Annotated in this window: 16 protein-coding genes; 10 read left to right on the plus strand and 6 right to left on the minus strand. The window is 71.1% G+C overall.

The features are described from left to right. Position 1 precedes the first annotated feature (1 nt). Both rnc and mutM read left to right on the plus strand, forming a co-directional pair. Positions 2 to 820, plus strand: coding sequence for a ribonuclease III (rnc, locus tag IF67_RS0104440; RefSeq protein WP_030982276.1), 819 nt, complete (start codon positions 2 to 4; stop codon positions 818 to 820). A gap of 266 nt (positions 821 to 1,086) precedes the next feature. After that, positions 1,087 to 2,013: a bifunctional DNA-formamidopyrimidine glycosylase/DNA-(apurinic or apyrimidinic site) lyase gene (gene mutM / locus IF67_RS0104445; RefSeq protein WP_030982278.1), complete on the plus strand. Its 927-nt coding sequence runs from the start codon at positions 1,087 to 1,089 to the stop codon at positions 2,011 to 2,013. 27 nt (positions 2,014 to 2,040) lie between these two features. Here mutM and IF67_RS0104450 read toward each other — a convergent pair whose 3' ends face one another. Beyond that, positions 2,041 to 2,466: a winged helix-turn-helix transcriptional regulator gene (locus IF67_RS0104450; protein ID WP_030982280.1), complete on the minus strand. Its 426-nt coding sequence runs from the start codon at positions 2,464 to 2,466 to the stop codon at positions 2,041 to 2,043. A gap of 151 nt (positions 2,467 to 2,617) precedes the next feature. Between IF67_RS0104450 and IF67_RS0104455 the strand changes: the two genes are divergently transcribed. Further along, the gene (locus tag IF67_RS0104455; protein WP_199812680.1) at positions 2,618 to 3,208 is read left to right on the plus strand and encodes a flavodoxin family protein; all 591 of its coding nucleotides are present in this window, start codon (positions 2,618 to 2,620) and stop codon (positions 3,206 to 3,208) included. Positions 3,209 to 3,326: 118 nt separating this feature from the next. Here the strand turns inward: IF67_RS0104455 and IF67_RS0104460 are convergent, their stop codons facing one another. Further along, the gene (locus tag IF67_RS0104460) at positions 3,327 to 4,259 is read right to left on the minus strand and encodes a CAP domain-containing protein (protein ID WP_078889248.1); all 933 of its coding nucleotides are present in this window, start codon (positions 4,257 to 4,259) and stop codon (positions 3,327 to 3,329) included. Positions 4,260 to 4,392: 133 nt separating this feature from the next. Here IF67_RS0104460 and IF67_RS0104465 point away from each other — a divergent pair, with 133 nt between their 5' ends. The 5 genes from IF67_RS0104465 (at position 4,393) to IF67_RS0104485 (ending at position 11,808) form a co-directional block, all read left to right on the plus strand. Further along, positions 4,393 to 4,674, plus strand: a complete 282-nt coding sequence (locus tag IF67_RS0104465; RefSeq protein WP_030084673.1) for an acylphosphatase — start codon at positions 4,393 to 4,395, stop codon at positions 4,672 to 4,674. Positions 4,675 to 5,056: 382 nt separating this feature from the next. Beyond that, positions 5,057 to 5,260: a hypothetical protein gene (locus IF67_RS0104470; RefSeq protein WP_030084672.1), complete on the plus strand. Its 204-nt coding sequence runs from the start codon at positions 5,057 to 5,059 to the stop codon at positions 5,258 to 5,260. Positions 5,261 to 5,564: 304 nt separating this feature from the next. Then, positions 5,565 to 9,449 carry an AAA family ATPase gene (locus tag IF67_RS0104475; protein WP_030982286.1) on the plus strand — a complete coding sequence of 1,295 codons (3,885 nt, stop codon included), beginning with the start codon at positions 5,565 to 5,567 and terminating at the stop codon, positions 9,447 to 9,449. Between the two features lie 312 nt (positions 9,450 to 9,761). Beyond that, positions 9,762 to 11,180, plus strand: a complete 1,419-nt coding sequence (locus IF67_RS0104480; protein WP_030982288.1) for a sugar porter family MFS transporter — start codon at positions 9,762 to 9,764, stop codon at positions 11,178 to 11,180. A gap of 304 nt (positions 11,181 to 11,484) precedes the next feature. Continuing rightward, positions 11,485 to 11,808: a cupin domain-containing protein gene (locus tag IF67_RS0104485; protein WP_030982290.1), complete on the plus strand. Its 324-nt coding sequence runs from the start codon at positions 11,485 to 11,487 to the stop codon at positions 11,806 to 11,808. A 15-nt stretch (positions 11,809 to 11,823) separates the two neighbouring features. On the opposite strand, the gene IF67_RS0104490 is transcribed toward IF67_RS0104485, so the two are convergent. The 3 genes from IF67_RS0104490 to IF67_RS0104500 form a co-directional block, all read right to left on the minus strand. Further along, positions 11,824 to 12,837: an LLM class flavin-dependent oxidoreductase gene (locus IF67_RS0104490; protein ID WP_078889249.1), complete on the minus strand. Its 1,014-nt coding sequence runs from the start codon at positions 12,835 to 12,837 to the stop codon at positions 11,824 to 11,826. Between the two features lie 100 nt (positions 12,838 to 12,937). Next, on the minus strand, positions 12,938 to 14,422 hold the full coding sequence (locus tag IF67_RS0104495; RefSeq protein ID WP_030982294.1) for a purine-cytosine permease family protein: 1,485 nt from the start codon (positions 14,420 to 14,422) through the stop codon (positions 12,938 to 12,940). Between the two features lie 226 nt (positions 14,423 to 14,648). Further along, a complete protein-coding gene (locus tag IF67_RS0104500) occupies positions 14,649 to 15,881 on the minus strand; it encodes an NAD(P)/FAD-dependent oxidoreductase (protein WP_078889250.1) in 1,233 nt (410 codons plus the stop codon). A gap of 146 nt (positions 15,882 to 16,027) precedes the next feature. On the opposite strand from IF67_RS0104500, the gene ftsY reads away from it, so the two are divergent. Beyond that, positions 16,028 to 17,257 (plus strand): signal recognition particle-docking protein FtsY, encoded by a 1,230-nt coding sequence (gene ftsY, locus IF67_RS0104505; protein WP_030982300.1) that lies wholly within the window; start codon positions 16,028 to 16,030, stop codon positions 17,255 to 17,257. A gap of 173 nt (positions 17,258 to 17,430) precedes the next feature. Here the strand turns inward: ftsY and IF67_RS0104510 are convergent, their stop codons facing one another. Further along, the gene (locus IF67_RS0104510; protein ID WP_030982302.1) at positions 17,431 to 18,099 is read right to left on the minus strand and encodes a bifunctional DNA primase/polymerase; all 669 of its coding nucleotides are present in this window, start codon (positions 18,097 to 18,099) and stop codon (positions 17,431 to 17,433) included. Positions 18,100 to 18,664: 565 nt separating this feature from the next. Between IF67_RS0104510 and IF67_RS0104515 the strand changes: the two genes are divergently transcribed. Then, positions 18,665 to 20,071, plus strand: a complete 1,407-nt coding sequence (locus IF67_RS0104515; RefSeq protein ID WP_234340978.1) for a hypothetical protein — start codon at positions 18,665 to 18,667, stop codon at positions 20,069 to 20,071. Positions 20,072 to 20,401 lie beyond the last annotated feature (330 nt).

Raw genomic sequence — 20,401 nt, forward strand, 5'->3', positions numbered from 1 at the left:
CATGTCAGACGCCAATTCGACTTCCCGCAAACGCGGGGATGAACCGACTCCGGCGGACACGGCCTCGTCCCACACGCTTCTGGAAGGGCGGCTCGGGTACAAGCTCGAGTCCGCCCTTCTGGTGCGTGCGCTGACACACCGCTCGTACGCATACGAGAACGGCGGTCTGCCCACCAACGAGCGGCTCGAATTCCTCGGGGATTCGGTGCTCGGCCTGGTGGTCACCGACACGCTGTACCGCATCCACCCCGATCTTCCGGAAGGCCAGCTGGCCAAACTCCGGGCCGCGGTGGTCAACTCGCGTGCACTTGCCGGGGTGGGCCGCGGCCTCGACCTCGGCGCCTTCATCCGCCTCGGACGGGGCGAAGAGGGCACGGGCGGCCGGGACAAGGCATCCATCCTCGCCGACACCCTTGAAGCGGTGATCGGCGCGGTCTATCTCGACCAGGGCCTCGACGCGGCCGGTGAGCTGGTGCACCGGCTCTTCGACCCGCTCATCGAGAAGTCCTCCAGTCTGGGCGCGGGCCTGGACTGGAAGACCAGCCTCCAGGAACTCACCGCGACCGAGGGTCTCGGCGTTCCGGAGTACCTGGTCACGGAGACCGGTCCGGACCACGAGAAGATCTTTACTGCTGCCGCCCGCGTCGGTGGTGTCTCGTACGGCACCGGCACCGGCCGCAGCAAGAAGGAAGCCGAGCAGCAGGCGGCCGAATCCGCGTGGCGCGAGATCCGCGCCGCGGCGGACGAGGCGGCCAAGGTGGCCGAGGCGGAGAAGGCGGCCGAGACCGTCGAGCCCGTCGGCGAAGACACCGTCGGCTGACCGCACAGCTCACGCCCCTGTGGCGCGGTGCCTCCACCCCCGGTGCGCTTCGGCGTACCGGGGGTCCTTCTTTGCCCGAGCCCGGGCAGCGTTCCGACGGGCCGGGCGGCCCAACTGCTGTGCGGGCGAGGCGATATGACCGGCCCAGGGGCTGACGGCCACGGCGCGGACCGGGGAACCCCGTGAGGCACCGGGTGGGCCCGTAGGGCGTCGGAGGGGAGAGGTACGCTGCGGCTGTCGTCAGCCCCGTTGTCCCTAGGAGTCCCGTGCCCGAGCTGCCCGAGGTCGAGGTCGTACGCCGCGGACTGGAGCGCTGGGTCAGCGGCCGCACGATCGACGAGGTCGAGGTGCGGCATCCGCGTGCGATCCGCCGGCACACGGCCGGTGCGGCCGACTTCGCGGCCCGGCTCAAGGGGCTGCGCATCGGCGCGGCGTGCCGGCGCGGCAAGTACCTCTGGCTGCCGGTGACCGGCGGCGGCCCGGCCGCACAGACCGCCGCCGAGGGCATCACCCCGATGGTCACGCCCTCCGTCACCCACGGCCTGGCGATCCTCGCCCACCTCGGGATGAGCGGTCAGCTGCTGGTCCAGCCGCAGGAGGCTCCGGACGAGAAGCATCTGCGGATCCGCATCCGCTTCGCCGACGCTCTCGACACCGAACTCCGCTTCGTCGACCAGCGGACCTTCGGCGGCCTCTCGCTGCACGACACCGTCCCCGGCGATGCGGACCACCTTCCCGACGTGATCGCCCACATCGCCCGCGACCCGCTGGACCCGGCCTTCGACGACGCCGCCTTCCACGACGCGCTGCGCCGCCGCCGGACCACCGTCAAGCGGGCGCTGCTCGACCAGACGCTGATCAGCGGCGTCGGCAACATCTATGCGGACGAGGCGTTGTGGCGCAGCAGGCTCCACTACGAGCGGCCGACCGCGACCTTCACCCGTCCGCGCACCGCCGACCTGCTCGGCCACGTACGGGACGTGATGAACGCCGCGCTCGCCGTCGGCGGCACCAGCTTCGACAGCCTCTACGTCAACGTCAACGGTGAGTCCGGCTACTTCGAGCGCTCCCTGGACGCCTACGGCCGCGAGGACGAACCCTGCCGCCGCTGTGGCACCCCGATCCGCCGCCGTCCCTGGATGAACCGCTCCAGCTACTTCTGCCCCCGCTGCCAGCGGCCGCCGCGCGGCTGAGCAGCGCGCGCGGGCGCGTCCGCGGGCTCAGCCCGCGGCGTGCCGGGCGTCATAGCGTTCCCGTGCCCGGAGCACCTCCGGCATCCGGTCCTCCACCAGGGCGATCAGTATCTGAAGCTGACCGGCGACCTGATGGCCCAGCGGCGTCAGCGCGTAATCCACCCGGGGCGGGTTGGTCTGCTGGGCCTCGCGGTGTACGAGGCCGTCCCGCTCCAGTGCGTGCAGGGTCTGGGCCAGCATCTTTTCGCTCACCCCTGACACCCGGCGCCGCAGTTCGTTGAAACGGAAGGTGCCGTCGAGCAGCGCGCCCAGGGTCAGGCTGCCCCATCGGTCGGTGACGTGCTTGAGCGCCTCACGGGACGGGCAGTCGCGCGCGAAAACGTCGTAGGCCAAGTCGTCCGTACAGCCGGTGGTGGGCTCGTCGGCCGTCTCGGCAGTGCTCTCGGTCGCCATACCGCACACCATACCTCTGCGCAGCGCTAACCAATGGGTTGCGCTTTCGAAAAGTTAGTGCTTCTCTTCTCTCATCGCAGCCGACGTCCGGGGCGCCGACCGCCCCGGGATGCCGTGACCTTGAGGAGAAACCGCCGTGACCAGCTCTGCCCTGCCCGCCCCCGTCGTGTCCCTCGCGTACCACTCCGGCTTCGGCCACACCGCCGTACTGGCCGAGGCCGTCCGCGCCGCGGCCGCCGAGGCGGGAGCCACCGTCCACCTGATCAAGGTCGACGAGATCACCGAAGCCCAGTGGGAACTGCTCGACGCCTCGGACGCGATCGTCTTCGGTTCGCCGACCTACATGGGGACGGCCTCCGGCGCGTTCCACACCTTCGCCGAGGCGACCGCCAAGCGCTGGGCGACCCGCGCCTGGCAGGACAAGCTCGCGGCCGGCTTCACCAACTCCGCCTCCAAGAGCGGGGACAAGCTGCACACCCTCCAGTTCTTCACGGTGCTCGCCGCCCAGCACGGCATGAGCTGGGTCAGCCTCAACCTGCTCCCTGGCTGGAACTCCTCCACCGCCTCGGAGAACGACCTCAACCGGCTGGGCTTCTTCCTGGGGGCCGCCGCGCAGTCCCCCAACGACCAGGGCGCCGAGGGGGTCCACAAGGCCGATATCGCCACGGCCGAGCACCTCGGCCGCCGCGTCGCCGAACAGGCCCGCATCTTCGCCGCGGGCCGGGCCGCTCTCGCCGGCTGACCTGCGCACCAGGCCGCCAAGGGCCCGTACGCCGTACGCCCGCGCCGCCCGTGACGGATCACGGGCGGCGCGGGCGTCTCATGTGTCCGGGCCTGTCACCCCGGGCCGGGCGGCTGTCTCAGAAGCCGAAGTCCTGCGTCCACCACGGGCCGCCCGTCCCGACGTGCACGCCGACGCCGAGGGTCTTGTAGTCGCAGTTGAGGATGTTGGCGCGGTGTCCGGGGCTGTTCATCCAGGACTCCATGACGGCCTGTGCGGTGGCCTGGCCGCGGGCTATGTTCTCGCCGCCCAGGTCCTTGATGCCCGCGGCGTCGGCGCGGTCCCAGGGCGTGTCGCCGTCCGGGTCGGTGTGGTCGAAGAAGCCGCGCCGGGCCATGTCGTCACTGAACTGCTGTGCGAGTCCGGCCAATGCCTTGTCCGCCGTCACGGGGGAGCAGCCGGCCTGCGCGCGCTCCTGGTTGACCAGGGACAGAACCTGCTCCTCGGCGGACGACCCGGAGTCGGGCGCCTTCGTCGGGGCCGCGCTGCGTACGGGCGCCGCCGAGGACGGCCGCTCGGCGGGCTCGGCGGACCTCTGCGAACCGGTCTGCGCCGTGGGCGATTTGGCCGGCCGGTGCGGGGAGGGGGACGTCGAGGGGGTGGTGGGGGAGGAGGGGCGGTTGGTGCCGGGGGCCGCGGAACGGGCGCCGCCGCGGCTCGCCTGCTCCGTGGCGCGCTCGGCCGGGGTCGCCGACCGGCCGCCCAGGGGCGCGGTGGCCTCCGGCAGCGCGCCGGCCCGGACGCGGTCTCCATGGTCGCCGCTCGTTCCCCCGTCGAACTGGCCGTGGCCGGGGATCAGTCCGGAGGCGACCGCCACGGCCCCCATCGCCATCGCGGCGGACGCGCCGAGCAGTCCGGTGCGTACGGGCGCCGTTCCGCGGCGCGGGGCCGCACGGTGTCCGCGGCGCCGGGCCGCGGCCGACGCGCCGGGCCGTTCGGTCGTCGGTGCGTCAACAGCCCCCGCGCCGGGGGCTTCGGGGGCTGGGGGAGCAGAGCGTCGATGGCGGCCCATCCGCTGTCTTCCTTCCGTCCTCAGCGTCAAGATGGCTCACCCATAAGAGTGAGCCTCGCTTGTCGGGGGACTGTACGCCATGGCGCAAGGGGCAGAAGTGACCGCTGAGCAATTGGCCGGTTAGCGTGCACACATGAACGAAGATGTCCGTGTGACCGCCTGGGTGCGTGGTCAGGTCCAAGGCGTCGGGTTCCGTTGGTTCACCCGGGCCAACGCCCTTCGCATCGGCGAACTCGCCGGATTTGCCGTCAATCTCGGTGACGGCCGCGTCCAGGTGGTCGCCGAGGGGCCGAAGGATCACTGCGATGCACTGCTGGACTGGCTCCGCACCGGAGACACGCCCGGGCGGGTCACCGGAGTCACTGAGATATGGGACACGCCCCGCGGCGGTTACGACGGCTTCGAGATCCGCTGAACGAGCCCGCCGAAACCGTCCGGACGGCCGTCACAGGCGATCTCGCGGATGCGTCTTTGTCAGCTGCTTACAGGAGATAAGGCCTGGTGGTTGCCAACTCGGCCGACCCGTGCAAGGCTGCCGCTGTACGGATGATCTCCACGCCCCCGCGGGACCTTTCTGGGGAGTCGGCGCAGCGCCCTCGCGGCCGCGCACTCTCAGGTGCCCGAGGATACGGGGTGTGATCGTGTTGACCGTCAAACCGTTTGGTGAGACTCTGGAATCCCCGCGCACCTTAGCTGTTTGGCATTGAGTACACCAGAGAATGACAAGCACCGCGGGTGCGAATCCCTCACGACCCACACCGCTTCGGTCGGTCACTCATTGTGGAGGACCATCCATCATGGCAAAGGCGCTTCTCGGTTACGTCGGCGGCTCCGACCCCCGAGTCCTCTCCGAGATGCGACGGCTTCAGCAGCGCGTCCAAGACCTTGAATCCGAGCTTATTCGGATGCAGGCCGAAAACGACATGCTGTCCGCTGCCGCACGTCACGACGACTCGATGCTCGACCTCGACGTACCCCAGGCGGAGCCCGCGCTCACCTGACCTCAACCCAAGGGCGGGTAGGGCTGCTCGCCAGCCGCTTGAGGACCGCTCTCTTCAAGATCTGCAAGGGACGCTTCGGCGTCCCTTCGTCGTTTCCCGGTACTGAGTTACTCCCGCGTTTGTCGCGGACCGTACGGCCACTTTCCGCCGTGCCGCCCCTCCCTTACCGCATGATGTGCCCTGCGCTTTCGTCAATGAAACCGAAAATGAACGGTGCGGTATACCCGGGGGCCGTACGGGGCCGGAGATCGGCGCCGGAATGTTGGGGTCGCCCGCCGAGGAGCGGCCGGTAGAGTCCAACGGCGTGCATCTCAAGAGTTTGACCCTGCGAGGTTTCAAGTCCTTCGCCTCCGCCACGACGCTGCGGTTCGAGCCGGGCATCACCTGCGTCGTGGGTCCCAACGGCTCCGGCAAGTCCAATGTCGTGGACGCGCTGTCCTGGGTCATGGGCGAGCAGGGCGCCAAGTCGCTGCGCGGCGGGAAGATGGAGGACGTCATCTTCGCCGGGACGACCGGGCGGCCGCCGCTCGGCCGTGCCGAGGTCTCACTCACCATCGACAACTCCGACGGTGCACTGCCGATCGAGTACGCCGAAGTCACCATCACCCGGATCATGTTCCGCAATGGCGGCAGCGAATACCAGATCAACGGTGACACCTGCCGGCTGCTGGACATCCAGGAATTGCTCTCCGATTCCGGAATCGGCCGGGAGATGCATGTCATCGTCGGGCAGGGTCAGCTCGACTCCGTTCTGCACGCCGATCCGATGGGGCGCCGGGCCTTTATCGAGGAGGCGGCCGGCGTCCTCAAGCACCGCAAGCGCAAGGAAAAGGCGCTGCGGAAGCTGGACGCGATGAAGGCCAACCTCGCCCGCGTCCAGGATCTGACCGATGAGCTGCGGCGCCAGCTCAAGCCTCTGGGACGGCAGGCCGCGGTCGCCCGGCGCGCCGCCGTCATCCAGGCGGACCTGCGCGACGCCCGGCTGCGGCTGCTCGCCGACGACCTCGTCGCCCTGCGCCGGGCGCTGCGCGCCGAGATCGCGGACGAGGCGGCGCTCAAGGAGCGCAAGCAGGCCGCCGAGGACCGGCTGCGCAGTGCCCAGCAGCAGGAGGCGGCGCTGGAGGAGGAGGTGCGTACGCTGACGCCTCGGGTGCAGCGCGCGCAGCAGACCTGGTACGAGCTCTCCCAGCTCGCGGAGCGGGTGCGCGGCACGATCTCGCTGGCCGAGGCGCGGGTGAAGAGCGCCACGGCGGCCCCGCCCGAGGAACGGCACGGGCGCGACCCCGAGGACATGGAGCGCGAGGCCGCCCGGATCCGCGAGCAGGAGGCGGAGTTGACGGCCGCGCTGGAGGCGGCGAGCCGGGCGCTGGAGGACACCGTCGAACACCGTGCCGGGCTGGAGCGGCAACTGGCGGACGAGGAACGGCGGCTGCGGGACGTGGCCCGGGCCATCGCCGACCGCCGCGAGGGCCTGGCCCGGCTGAGCGGACAGGTCACCGCCGCCCGTGGCCGGGCCGCCTCGGCGCAGGCGGAGATCGGCCGGCTGGCCGAGGCCAGGGATGACGCCCGGCGCCGGGCGGCCGCCGCCCAGGAGGAGTACGAACAGCTCAAGGCGGAGGTCGACGGGCTGGACGCGGACGACGAGGAGATCGCCGAGCGGCACGAGGCGGCCCGCAAGGAGCTGGCGGAGGCGGAGTCGGACCTGTCCGCCGCACGCGAGGCGCTGACCGCGGCCGAGCGTGAGCGGGCCGCGACCGCCGCACGGCATGACGCGCTGGCACTCGGGCTGCGCCGCAAGGACGGTACCGGCGCGCTGCTGGCCGCCGCCGACCAGCTCACCGGTCTGCTCGGCCCGGCCGCTGAACTGCTGACCGTCACCCCCGGTTTCGAGGTCCCGGTGGCGGCCGCCCTCGGGGTGGCCGCGGACGCTCTCGCCGTCACCGGCCCCGGCACTGCCGCCGAGGCCATCCGGCTGCTGCGCAAACAGGACGCGGGGCGGGCGGCGATGGTGCTGGGGGGAGTCGGGAGCCGGAGCGGTGCGGGGCGGGTTCCTGCGCCTGCGCGGGCTGTGGAGTCGACGGGGTCGGCAGAGTTGGCGGAGTCGGCAGAGGGCGTGGGGGCTGCTGGGGTCGGGGGAGTCGCGGATGACACCGAGGCTGTTCGGGTGTCGGTGCGGAGTGGGGCCCACGGCACCCACAGGGCTCATGAGGGCGATGTGTCTCTTGGGGCTGGTGGAGCCGATGGGAGCAATGGGGCTAGCGGTGGCGTTTTTGGTGCTACCGATGGGGTCGAGGGGGCGGTAGGTGGCTCCCGTCAGGGGGCGGCCGGGGCGCCGGCGGCCCCCGGGCCGGCCGGGCACCGCGTGCCCGGACCGCGTTCCGAGCCCGTACCGGCGGATGAACTGGTGCGGGGGCCCGCGGAGTTGACGGCCGCCGTGGCCCGGCTGCTGCGGGATGTCGTGGTGGTCGGGACGCTGGAGGAGGCGGAGGAGCTGGTGGCCGCCCGGCCGGAGCTGATGGCCGTGACCGGTGAGGGCGATCTGCTCGGGGCGCATTTCGCGCACGGCGGCTCCGCCGGTGCGCCGAGTCTGCTGGAGGTACAGGCGTCGGTCGACGAGGCGGCGGCCGAGCTGGAGGAGCTGGCGGCGCGCTGCGAGCGGCTGGCGGAGGCGCAGCGGTCCGCGGCGGAGCGCCGTACGGAGTGTGCCGCGCTGGTCGAGGAGCTGGCCGAGCGGCGGCGGGCGGCGGACCGGGAGAAGTCGAAAGTCGCCGGGGACCTGGGCCGGCTCGGCGGGCAGGCGCGGGGGGCCGCGGGCGAGGCCGAGCGGTCCGACGCGGCGGCGGCCAAGGCAGAGGAGGCGCTGCTGCGGGCCACCGAGGAGGCCGAGGAGCTGGCCGAGCGCCTTGCGGTGGCCGAGGAGGAGCCGGGCGTCGGTGACGAGGAGCCCGATACGTCCGTACGGGACCGGCTGGCCGCCGACGGTGCCAATGCGCGGCAGACCGAGATGGAGGCCCGGCTCCAGGCGCGTACGCACGAGGAACGGGTGAAGGCGCTCGCCGGGCGGGCGGATTCGCTGGATCGGGGGGCGCGCGCGGAGCGCGAGGCGCGGATGCGGGCCGAGCGGCGGCGTGCCCGGCTGCGGCACGAGGCGGAGGTGGCCGGTGCGGTCGCCGCCGGTGCCCGGCAGCTGCTGGCGCATGTCGAGGTGTCGGCCGTACGGGCCGAGGAGGAACGGAGCGCTGCGGAGCGGGCCAAGACCGGGCGGGAGCAGGCGCTGGTGGCCGAGCGCAACCGGGGCCGGGAGGTGAAGTCCGAGCTGGACAAGCTGACGGACTCGATGCACCGCGGCGAGGTGCTGGGCGCGGAGAAGCGGCTGCGGATCGAGCAGCTGGAGACCAAGGCGCTGGAGGAGCTGGGGGTGGAGCCGGCCGGGCTGATGTCCGAGTACGGCCCCGAACAGCTCGTCCCGCCCTCGCCGGCCGCCGAAGGCGAGGAGCTCCCGGACGATCCGGAGCATCCGCGCAACCAGCCGGTGCCGTATGTACGGGCCGAGCAGGAGAAGCGGCTCAAGGCGGCCGAGCGGGCGTATCAGCAGCTCGGGAAGGTGAATCCGCTGGCGCTGGAGGAGTTCGCGGCGCTGGAGGAGAGGCACCAGTTCCTGAGTGAACAGCTTGAAGACTTGAAGAAGACCCGGGCCGATCTGATGCAGGTGGTCAAGGAGGTCGACGAGCGGGTGGAGCAGGTCTTCACGCAGGCCTACCACGACACCGCGCGCGAGTTCGAGGGCGTCTTCGCGCGGCTCTTCCCGGGCGGCGAGGGCCGGCTGGTGCTGACCGATCCGGACAACATGCTGGCGACCGGGGTGGATGTGGAGGCGCGTCCCCCGGGGAAGAAGGTCAAGCGGCTGTCGCTGCTGTCGGGCGGTGAGCGGTCGCTGACCGCGGTGGCGCTGCTGGTGTCGATCTTCAAGGCGCGGCCCAGCCCGTTCTATGTGATGGACGAGGTGGAGGCCGCGCTGGACGACACCAATCTCCAGCGGCTGATCCGGATCATGGAGGAGTTGCAGGAGAGCTCCCAGCTGATCGTGATCACACATCAGAAGCGGACGATGGAGGTCGCGGACGCGCTCTACGGCGTATCGATGCAGGGTGACGGCGTATCGAAGGTCATCAGCCAGCGGCTGCACTGAGCGGGGGCGCGGAGCCCGCGTCCACGACGGCTTCGCGGGCCGGTACCGGCCGGAATCGGCGGCTCTGTGGCTCTCCGCGGCACCGTTACTGATCGCCCGGAGTGTCCGACGACCCATCAGTTCAGAACTTGAACGAACTGTCTCTCGGGTGACCGAGAAACAAATTTATTACGCCCTATTGACTTCGAAACTTGAAGGCATAGTCTCTGCAACGTTGCTTTTACCTTCAAGTGGTGGGTGCCCCCAAGCTATGCACCACTAGAAGGGCCAGCCCCCTAACCCGGCAGCGCAGCCGGGCCACTGGAGTTCACGTTGACCAGCACCGCGCAGCCGACGGGTTCGGAAGGCCGCAAGGCCCGTCCCGAGCATCTCGGCCATGTCATCTTCATCACCGCGGCTGCCGCGATGGGCGGCTTCCTCTTCGGCTATGACAGCTCCGTCATCAACGGTGCCGTCGAGGCGATCCGCAGCCGCTACGACGTCGGATCCGCACTCCTCGCCCAGGTGATCGCCATTGCGCTGATCGGCTGTGCCATCGGCGCCGCCACCGCGGGCCGCATTGCGGACCGCATAGGCCGCATCCGCGTAATGCAGATCGCCTCGGTGCTGTTCACCGTCAGCGCCGTCGGTTCCGCTCTGCCGTTCGCCCTCTGGGACCTCGCCTTCTGGCGGATCATCGGCGGCTTCGCGATCGGTATGGCCTCGGTCATCGGCCCGGCCTATATCGCCGAGGTCTCGCCGTCCGCCTACCGGGGCCGTCTCGGCTCGTTCCAGCAGGCTGCCATCGTCGTCGGCATCGCCGTCTCCCAGCTCGTCAACTGGGGCATCCTCAACCTCGCCGACGGTGACCAGCGAGGCAAGATCGCCGGCCTGGAGGCTTGGCAGTGGATGCTCGGAGTGATGGTCGTCCCGGCCATCCTCTACGGTCTGCTCTCCTTCGCGATCCCCGAGTCGCCGCGCTACCTGATCTCCGTCGGCAAGGTCTCCCGTGCCAAGGAGGTGCTGGCCGAGGTCGAGGGCCACAGCGTGAACCTCGACACCCGGGTCACCGAGATCCAGGAGGCGATGCGCCGCGAGCACAAGTCGTCGTTCAAGGACCTGCTCGGCAGCAGGATGGGCTTCCTGCCGATCGTCTGGGTCGGTATCGGCCTGTCGGTCTTCCAGCAGCTGGTCGGCATCAACGTCGCGTTCTACTACTCCTCGGCGCTGTGGCAGTCCGTCGGCATCGACCCGAGCGCCTCGTTCTTCTACAGCTTCACGACGTCGATCATCAACATCATCGGCACCGTGATCGCGATGGTCTTCGTCGACAAGATCGGCCGCCGTCCGCTGGCGCTGATCGGCTCGGCCGGTATGGCCGTCTCGCTCGCCCTGGAGGCATGGGCCTTCTCCGCCAAGACCGCGGCCGGCACCCTGCCGCCCACCGAAGGCACCGTGGCGCTGATCGCCGCCCACGTCTTCGTGCTCTTCTTCGCCCTCTCCTGGGGCGTCGTGGTCTGGGTCTTCCTCGGCGAGATGTTCCCGAACAAGATCCGTGCCGCCGCGCTGGGCGTCGCCGCCTGTGCGCAGTGGATCGCCAACTGGGCCATCACGGCCAGCTTCCCGAGCCTGTCCGACTGGAACCTCTCTGGTACGTACGTCATCTACGCAGTCTTCGCCCTGCTCTCGATCCCCTTCGTGCTCAAGTTCGTGAAGGAGACCAAGGGCAAGGCGTTGGAGGAGATGGGCTAACCCCCCGCCAGTCCTTCTCCTCAGTACTGGGTACTGCCCCGGGTCATCAGGGACCCCGGGCAGTACCCGTTTTTTGTGCCCGGGGCCGCTGCGCGCCTCGGGCGTCGTCGGTTTTCCCGGCTCGCGGTGCCGCGGCGATCCGGAGATGGCAGGAAAGTACTTCGGCGCGTCATTTCTGACACCGGGGGAGGGAGTCCCGTTCGGCGAGGGTGGAGACATGAGCGAGACGGAGACGACCGCAAAGGCGGCCACGGACCCGACCGGGGACGCGCCTCGGACGAGGCACGGACGGGGCGCCGGAGGCATGGGCGGGACCGCGGGCTATGTGTGGACCACGGTGGACGACGCCCCGGTCAAAGAGCTGGTCCCGGGCATCCGGAGCAGGCCGCTGTGGACCGGCGCCAACGGGGCGAAGGCCCAGGTGCTGGAGATGGACCCGGGCAGCTGCCGGGAAGGCATCGATGTCCATGCACCGGGGCCCGAGGAGGTCTTCGTGGTCTCGGGCACCTTCCACGACGGCGACCGGGACCACCCGGCCGGATCCTTCCTCCATGCACCCGCCGGGTCATGGCACGTACCGCAGTCGGCGGCGGGCTGTGTCCTGTTCGTCTTCTACCCGGAAGGCTGAAACCCGCCCCTGCCGTCAGTCCTTGAGGCCCGGCAGCACCCGCTCGGCGAACAGGTGCAGCGAGCGCCAGCCCTCGTCGACGGGCATGCCGCCGCACAGCGGATGCAGGATCAACGAGCCCTGGCCGCCCGCCTGCCGGGCGAGCGCGAGGCACTCGTCCGGGGTGACGATGCGGTAGACGCCCTCCTCCCGCAGCGCCGCCGCGTCCCGGGCGGACGAGCGCACCGCCGAGCGGATGCCGGCGGACTGCCAGGAGGCGTACATCCGGGCCTCGTGCAGCAGATGGCCGCCGTACTCGGCCCAGGCGCGGTCCGGATCCTCGGAGACATGGAGGAGCGAGGTCCGCTCGGGCGGCTGAAGCACCCAGCCCTCGGTGCCGAAGTCGGCGCGCTGCTCGTGGTAGTAGGCCTCCAGCGCGGGGAGGTGCGCGCTGGGGAAGAGGGGGAGCCCCAGCCGGGCCGCGCGCCGGGCCGCGGCCCGTGAGCTGCCGCCGATCAGCAGCAGCGGGTGCGGCCGGGTGTACGGGCGGGGGGTGACCTGGACAGTACGCCCCTGGTAGGTGAACGGTTCGCCGGTCCAGGCGGACAGCAGGGTCTCCAGTACCTCGTCCTGGAGCGCGCCACGGACCGTCCAGTCCTTCCCGTGCGCCGCGTACTCCTCGGGCCGGTAGCCGAGGCCGGCGACGGTGACCAGCCGGCCGCCGCTCAGGAGGTCGAGCGAGGCGAGGTCCTCGGCCAGCCGCAGCGGGTCGTGCAGTGGGGTGATCAGCGCGGAGAGGGTGACGCCGATGCGGCGGGTGGCGCCGAAGACGGCGCCCGCGAAGGTGAGCGGGGAGGGCATCCAGCCGTTGGTGGTGGCGTGGTGTTCCTCGGTCTGGACCATGGTGAGCCCGCGGTCGTCGGCGAACGCGGCCATCTCGACGGCGGCCCGGTAGCGCGCGGACAGCGTGGCGGGGGTGGGCGCGGGGTCGACGAGGTTGATGCGCAGGACCGTGACCGGCAGGGAGGGCAGGGAGGGCAGGGCAGACATGGCAAACGTCCCCTTCGCCAAGGCGGTTGGCGAAGGGGACGCTAGCTGACGTTGCGTCAGATCACTAGAGGGGGGATCCGGTCCGCGGGGCGGAGCCGGGTCAGCCCACCTCGGCCGGCTCCCGGGCCTCGGCCGCGCCCTCGGCTCCGGCCGCCGGGACGGACTCCCGGGGCGCCGGCAGCACGGCGAAGACCAACGCGGCGATCGCGATCGTGGCCGCCCAGCCCAGACCGTTCTCGCCGACCCAGGTGGTGGCCAGCGGACCGGCGAACCACTGGACCTTGGTGAAGCACAACCCCGCGGCCAGCGCGACCGCCCAGGCCGTCATGGCCTGCCAGCAGAAACCGCCGGTGTACCAGTAGCGGCTGGTGCGGCCGGTGTTCATCAGGCTGTCGGCGTCATAGCGCACCGCCAGCTTGCGCCGCCGGGCCATGTCGATGCCGTAGACCCCGATCCAGGCGGAGAAGGAGACCGCGAGCAGCGTCAGGAAGGCGATGAACTGGCCGATGAAGTCCTTGGCCACCAGCATCATGAACAGGCCGCCGACCAGGCTGATGACGGCATTGATGCTGACCGCGAGGGCGCGCGGGAGCTTGACGCCCATGGTCTGGGCGGTGAAGCCGGCGGAGTACATCGACAGGCTGTTGATCAGCACCATGCCGACCAGCGCGGTGATCAGGTACGGCACCGCGAGCCAGGACGGCAGGATGGTGCCGAGGAACGACATCGGGTCGGTGTTCTGGCCGGCCAGCTTCGGGTTCGAGACGGCCATCACGCCGCCCATCAGCACCATCGGCAGCAGCACCAGGGCCGCGCCGGAGACGGTGGTGCCGACGATCTTCTTCCCGGACGCGGAGTGCGGGAGGTAGCGCGCGAAGTCGGGCCCGGTGGGCACCCAGCTGATGCCGCCGGCCGCGATGGTGCCGATGCCCGCGATCACCATGGCGGTGGTGCCGGCCTTCTTGGCGAAGATGGCGTCCCAGTCCATCGTGGCGACCAGGTAGACCAGCACCATGATGCTGAACAGGCCGAACAGATACGTCGAGTACTTGTTGCAGACGTTCAGCGCCTTGCGGCCCAGACCGCTCACCAGGTACGTGACGGCCACGAAGGCGAGCAGGGTGACGACGACGAGGACGTTGTTGCTCTCGATGCCCAGCAGCAGATGCAGCACGGTCAGTACCGCGTAGGCGCCGGTGACCGCGTTGATCGTTTCCCAGCCGAAGCGGGCGACCCACAAGATCGCGCCGGGGAAGTAGTTTCCGCGGACGCCGAAGGTGGCCCGGGAGAGCATCGCGCCGGGCGCGCCGCCCCACTTGCCCGAGACCGACAGCACGCCCACCATGCCGAAGGCGACGGACGCGGCGATCGCGGCCACCAGCAGGACCTGCCAGAAGTTCAGTCCGTTGCTCACCACGAGCGAGGCGCCCATGGTGAGCAACAACACGCTGATGTTGGCGGCGACCCAGGTCGGGAAGAGCTCGCGGACGCGGCCCTGGCGCTCGTTGTCGGGAACGGGCTCGATGCCGCGGATCTCGACGGCGCCCTCGGATGCGGGAGCGGAAGTGGAGGACGTGGTGCCCATTGGTGCAGGTATCTCCGTGCGGGGATCTGGACGCACCCCCACGGGGGAGGAGGTGCAGGCAGCGGCTGTGATGCCCGGCCAGAATTGATTGCCAGGACTCTACGCGCGTTGCGCGGCCGTCGACCATCGTACTTTGATCCAACTTGTGCCGGTACATACTGTTGGACCCCACGACGAGAACGAGTGTCGCCCAGCCTCGTCGAAGGGTCCAGTCGGAGGGTCCTGATCAGGCCGGGGGAGGTACGGGCTGCCGCTGTCCGACCCGGTGGTCGGCCCGCCGCAACAGCTCCTGCGGGTCGTTGACAGGCGGGGAGATCCATGTCTCGTTGATGGCCCGCTTGAGCTCCTTGGCGAACCCCTCCGGCCCCTCCCGCAGGGTCCGGTTCCAGCCAGTCGTCGACACCGCGCCGGCCGCGCCGAGATCGAGACAGGTGCGGTACGGATCGGGTGCGAAGTCCACCGGCGGCAGGCCGAGCAGATCGGCCGCGGCGTTGTGGCCGGCCACCTTGCCGAGCGGTGTGGCGTGCTGGCAGCTCTGGAGAACGGTGTGGCCGCCCTCGGCGGCGGCCGCCGCGGTGTCCCCGGCGGCGTAGACCCCCTCGACACCGCGCACCCGCAGGGCGCCGTCCACTGCGAGCCGTCCCAGCCCGTCCCGGGGGGCGGGGATCTGCGCGGTCAGGGCGCTCGCCCGCATCCCGGCGGTCCACACGGCGGTACGGGCCGCGAGGGTGCTGCCGTCCGCGAGGTGCACCGCGCGCTCGTCCAGGCGGGTGACCGTGGTGCCCAGGCATCGCTCCACGCCCAGCTCGTCCAGCGCTCCGGTGATCACAGGGCGGGCCTCCGGACCCAGCCCCGCGCCGACCACCTCCGCGCGCTCGACCAGCACCACCCGCACCTCGTCCGCCGCCCCGCACAAAGCGGCCGGTGCGCGCAGCCGGCCGACCAGCTCGGTGGCGATCTCCAGCCCGGTGAAACCGGCACCGACGACCACCGCGGTCCAGCGGCCCGGCCCGTCCGGCGCCTCGGGCAGCGCCCGCAGATGGTCCGCCAGCCGCACCGCGGCCGGCAGGGTGTCGATGTCGTGCAGCAGCGCGGCGCCGGGCAGTTCCGGCCGCACCACCGCGCTCCCGGTCGCGAGCACGAGGCGCCGGTAGGCCACTGCGCTACGGGTGCCGTCGGGCGCGGTGGCGGTGACCTCGCGCCGGACGGTGTCCACGGCGGTCGCGGTGGCGGCGATCCGCCGCACCCCGACGGGGCCCAGCACCCGGTCGAGCGGCACCCGCAGCCGGGCCGGATCGGGCTCGTAGAGGCGCGGACGGAGGACCAGATCGGGGTGCGGGGTGAGCAGCGCGACGGAGCGGCCGAGGGGCCCGGTCTCCTGTGCGCGCAGCAGCCGCGTGGCCGCCGCGGCGGCCCACAGGCCGGCGAAGCCGCCTCCCAAAACCAGGACATCAAACATCCGGATTCTCCTCCCAGTGCTCCGCCGGTCGTTCCCGGGCGATGGAATCTGGATACTACTCATCCAGATTTGATTCAGGACACCACTCATCCAGGTTCGGCGCGTGCAGTCCCCACGGACGGGCCGTGGCTGATACTGGAGGGGTTATGGAAACCGTCATCCTTGCCGTAGTCATCGCCGTGGTCGTGCTCGGCGCGATCAGCGGGCTCGTCGTCAGCGGCCGCAAGAAGAAGCAGCTGCCGCCGTCCCCGCCGGCTGCCCCGAAGCCCTCCGTTACCGCGCCCCCCGCCGAACCGCAGGTCGGCGAGGAGGCCGAGACCCCCCGCGACGAAGAGCGTCGCACCATCGAAGAAGTCACGCTGCCCACCGCCGAGGCCCCCGTGGCCGAGGCACCGGCCGCCGAGCCCGAGGCGCCCGTCGCGCCCGAGATCGAGGTCCCCGAACCCACCGCGGGACGGCTGGTCCGGCTGCGGGCCCGGCTCTCCCGCTCCCAGAACACCCTGGGCAAGGGCCTGCTGACCCTGCTGTCCCGCGAACACCTCGACGAGGAGACCTGGGAGGAGATCGAGGACACCCTGCTGACCGCCGATGTCGGCGTCGCCCCCACCCAGGAGCTGGTCGAGCGGCTGCGTGAGCGGGTCAAGGTCCTCGGCACCCGCTCCCCCGAGGGCCTGCGCGGCCTGCTGCGCGAGGAGCTCCTCGCCCTCATCGGCACGGACGCCGACCGCACGGTGCACACCGCCAACGGCATCGGCAACGGCGGCGACGAGATCCCCGGCGTCGTCTTGGTCGTCGGCGTCAACGGCACCGGCAAGACCACCACCACCGGCAAGCTCGCCCGTGTCCTGGTCGCCGACGGCAAGTCCGTGGTCCTCGGTGCCGCCGACACCTTCCGTGCCGCGGCCGCCGACCAGCTACAGACATGGGGCGAGCGGGTCGGTGCCCGTACGGTCCGCGGACCCGAGGGCGGCGACCCCGCCTCGATCGCCTTCGACGCGGTCAAGGAAGGCATCGCCGAGGCCGCCGATGTCGTGCTCATCGACACCGCGGGCCGGCTGCACACCAAGACCGGCCTGATGGACGAGCTCGGCAAGGTCAAGCGGGTCGTCGAGAAGCACGGCCCGGTCGGCGAGGTGCTGCTCGTCCTGGACGCCACCACCGGTCAGAACGGCCTGGTCCAGGCCCGGGTGTTCGCCGAGGTCGTGGACATCACCGGAGTCGTGCTCACCAAGCTCGACGGCACCGCCAAGGGCGGCATCATCGTCGCCGTCCAGCGTGAACTCGGCGTCCCCGTCAAGCTCGTCGGCCTGGGCGAGGGCGCGGACGACCTGGCGCCGTTCGAGCCGGAGGCCTTCGTCGACGCCCTGATCGACTGACGCCGCGGCCAGGGCACCACGCCCGGACTGTCATCGGCCCCCGGACCCGCACTCGGCGGGTGGCGGGGGCCGACGTCTTGTCCGTGGCGAGGCCGCCGAGGGCCCGCACGAGGTCACGGCCCGTGCGCCGTACGGCCGGGAGCGGGAAACAGGGGGGAAAACGACGCCCGGCCTCAGACCGCCGAGCGGTTGCACACATATGCCAGGGTGCCCACCACCAGCCGCGCCTGCGGCGGATGGGCCGCGGTGTCCAGCGTCGGCGGGCGCAGCCAGCGCACCGGGCCGTGGCCGCCGAGGTCGGAGGGGGGCGCGGTGATGTGGTCGCCGGGGCCCAGGGAGCGCAGGTCGAGCGTGGCGCCGCCCCAGCCCATCCGGTAGAGCAGATCGGGGAGTTCCTTGGCCGCACCGGGGGCGACGAAGAACAGGGCGCGGCCCGTCGGGGTCACCGCGGCCGGGCCGAGCGGCAGGCCCATCCGCTCCAGCCGCGCCAGCGCGTTGCGGCCCGCGGCCTCCGGCACGTCGAGGATGTCGAACGACCGGCCCACCGGGAGGAGCAGCGCGGCGCCCGGCGTCTCGGCCCATGCCGCGGCGGCCGTCTCCCAGGTGGTCCCGGCCGCCAGCTCCCCGGCGAAGGCCAGTGGATGGGCGCCGGGGGCGGGGCAGTCGGCGGCGCCGCACGAGCAGTCCGTACGCCCGCTGCCCGCGCGCACCGCGCGTGCGCCGGGGACGACAGCCCAGCCCCACAGCCCGGTGTACTCCGCCACCGCCGTGATTTCGGACGAGCGGGCGCGGCGCCGGGAGCCGGAACGCATCTCGCGAATGCCGCCGATCGTGAAGCCCATGCCCCCTCCAACGGGTGGTGCGTGCCAGTGGTTACGAGTCGGTGGGTTGACGACGTGGCGCCCTTCACGCTCCGTCGCGGGCCCGCGTGGCCGGTGGTGTGACGTGGTGTGCCAGGTGGTGCGCTGTGCCGTGCGAGCCCGTGCGCGCTTCGCTCCGCCCGGCCTCGTTCGACCTGTGTCAAGTCAATCGCGGGAGCCTGGCGGGGAGTTCATACGAAGGGGTGGCGAATGGTGGCGTTTCCGCAATCGGCCTCGCGTGAGGCGTGATCGTAGGATTACTTTCGGTGCACGAACCCCGAAGAGGCATCATTCGCACGGGTATGCCGGTGGCAACGCACCGGTGGAGCACAGGCCAAAAGGTGTGGCCGGAATCCGTGGTCGGGTAGATGTACCCCGGACAGGCGTCGCAACGTGCGGCAGGCTGTGGACGGTTCGCAGCACGCACCAGACAGCCAGGCAGACAGCAGGGCAGCTATCGGGATGGGGGCTTCCAGTGGGCGGCAACGGCGGCAGTGGCGGCACCGACGCCGCCAAACAACCCAACGCACAGCTGGGTTCGTGGTTCATGCGCAGTGGCTGGTCCAAGGGGGAGCTGGCGCGCCAGGTCAACCGCCGGGCCCGCCAGATGGGCGCCCACCACATCAGCACGGACACCTCCCGGGTGCGCCGCTGGCTCGACGGCGAGCAGCCGCGCGAGCCCATTCCGCGGATCCTGTCCGAGCTGTTCTCCGAGCGCTTCGGCTGTGTGGTCGGCATCGAGGAGCTGGGCCTGCGCTCCGCCCACCAGTCACCGTCCGTCTCCGGCGTGGACCTGCCCTGGGCCGGGTCCCAAACGGTCACCCTCATCAGCGAGTTCTCGCGCAGTGACCTGATGCTGGCGCGCCGCGGCTTCCTCGGCACCTCCCTCGCGCTCGCCGCCGGACCCAGCCTCATCGAGCCGATGCAGCGCTGGCTGGTCCCGGTGCCCGCGGGCCAGGGCGAGGGAGGCGCCGAGGAGCCGGACCGCGCCCGCCGGCCCGCGCGGCTGTCCAAGCCGGAGCTGGACCTGCTGGAGTCGACGACCGCGATGTTCCGCCAGTGGGACGCGCAGTGCGGCGGCGGGCTGCGGCGCAAGGCGGTGGTCGGCCAGCTTCACGAGGTCACCGACCTCCTCCAGGAGCCGCAGCCGGCGGCGGTGGCCAAGCGGCTGTTCAAGGTCGCCGCCGAGCTCGCCGAACTGGCCGGCTGGATGAGTTACGACATCGGGCTCCAGCCCACCGCGCAGAAGTACTTCGTGCTGGCGCTGCATGCCTCCAAGGAGGCCGGCGACCGGCCCCTGGGCTCGTACATCCTCTCCGGCATGAGCCGCCAGATGATCCACCTCGGGCGGCCCGACGATGCGCTGGAGCTGATCCATCTGGCCCAGTACGGCAGCCGCGAGACGGCCACGCCGCGCACCCAGGCCATGTTGTATGCGATGGAGGCCCGCGCCTATGCCGGCATGGGCCAGCCCAGCAAGGTCAAGCGGGCCGTCCGGATGGCCGAGGACACCTTCTCCGACGTGCTGCCCGGCGAGCCCGAACCGGACTGGATCCGCTTCTTCTCCGAGGCCGAGCTGAACGCCGAGAACGCCCACTCCTACCGTGACCTGGCCTATGTGGCCGGTCGCAGCCCCACTTACGCCTCGCTCGCCGAGCCCGTCATGGAGCGCGCCGTGGAGCTGTTCGGCCAGGACCCCGAGCACCAGCGTTCGTATGCGCTCAACCTCATCGGGATGGCCACCGTGCATCTGCTCCAGAAGGAGCCGGAGGCCTGCGCGGCGATGGCGCAGCAGGCGATCCCGTTCGCCCGGCAGGTCCGCTCGGAGCGGGTCAACACCCGGCTGCGCAAGACCGTGGACACCGCGGCGCGGGAATTCGGCAATGTTGCCGAGGTGATCCGGCTCAGCGACGAGCTCACCCGCCAGCTGCCCGAATCAGCGGCGGCCGTCTGACGGCGCGCCCTACGAACTCCGGCCGCGGCCGCCGCCCCGTACAGCCCGACTCGGCTCCCCCATGCCAGGTCACGCGGGCGGCAGCCGCGGCCGGGCCCCCTTTTGCGCCTAAACCGGCGCCGCTTTCACGGAGGTGGCCCGGCGCCGTGGGGGTTGCTCAATTGGTGGTTTCGGTGGGTTGAACGGGTGATGCCGGGCTGATCTGGCAGTTCACCGAGGCGTAACACGGGGGCTGTCTTCGTCACGGTGGTGAAACACCCGCAAGGTTTGGCCGAAACCGTGCTGCGACAACCTCAACGCGAAGTCGGCCCACCAGAAACACGCCCGCAC

It is taken from the genome of Streptomyces sp. NRRL S-1813, assembly GCF_000719605.1.
Classification (GTDB): Bacteria; Actinomycetota; Actinomycetes; order Streptomycetales; family Streptomycetaceae; genus Streptomyces; species Streptomyces decoyicus.

What these genes read in the sequence shown, in the direction of transcription:
- rnc (WP_030982276.1), top strand. Translation starts at nt 2, where the DNA reads ATGTCAGACGCCAATTCGACTTCCCGCAAACGCGGGGATGAACCGACT.
- IF67_RS0104450 (WP_030982280.1), bottom strand. Translation starts at nt 2,466, where the DNA reads ATGGCGACCGAGAGCACTGCCGAGACGGCCGACGAGCCCACCACCGGC.
- IF67_RS0104460 (WP_078889248.1), bottom strand. Translation starts at nt 4,259, where the DNA reads ATGGGCCGCCATCGACGCTCTGCTCCCCCAGCCCCCGAAGCCCCCGGC.
- IF67_RS0104465 (WP_030084673.1), top strand. Translation starts at nt 4,393, where the DNA reads ATGAACGAAGATGTCCGTGTGACCGCCTGGGTGCGTGGTCAGGTCCAA.
- IF67_RS0104470 (WP_030084672.1), top strand. Translation starts at nt 5,057, where the DNA reads ATGGCAAAGGCGCTTCTCGGTTACGTCGGCGGCTCCGACCCCCGAGTC.
- IF67_RS0104485 (WP_030982290.1), top strand. Translation starts at nt 11,485, where the DNA reads ATGGGCGGGACCGCGGGCTATGTGTGGACCACGGTGGACGACGCCCCG.
- IF67_RS0104490 (WP_078889249.1), bottom strand. Translation starts at nt 12,837, where the DNA reads ATGTCTGCCCTGCCCTCCCTGCCCTCCCTGCCGGTCACGGTCCTGCGC.
- IF67_RS0104495 (WP_030982294.1), bottom strand. Translation starts at nt 14,422, where the DNA reads ATGGGCACCACGTCCTCCACTTCCGCTCCCGCATCCGAGGGCGCCGTC.
- IF67_RS0104500 (WP_078889250.1), bottom strand. Translation starts at nt 15,881, where the DNA reads ATGTTTGATGTCCTGGTTTTGGGAGGCGGCTTCGCCGGCCTGTGGGCC.
- ftsY (WP_030982300.1), top strand. Translation starts at nt 16,028, where the DNA reads ATGGAAACCGTCATCCTTGCCGTAGTCATCGCCGTGGTCGTGCTCGGC.
- IF67_RS0104510 (WP_030982302.1), bottom strand. Translation starts at nt 18,099, where the DNA reads ATGGGCTTCACGATCGGCGGCATTCGCGAGATGCGTTCCGGCTCCCGG.
- IF67_RS0104515 (WP_234340978.1), top strand. Translation starts at nt 18,665, where the DNA reads ATGCGCAGTGGCTGGTCCAAGGGGGAGCTGGCGCGCCAGGTCAACCGC.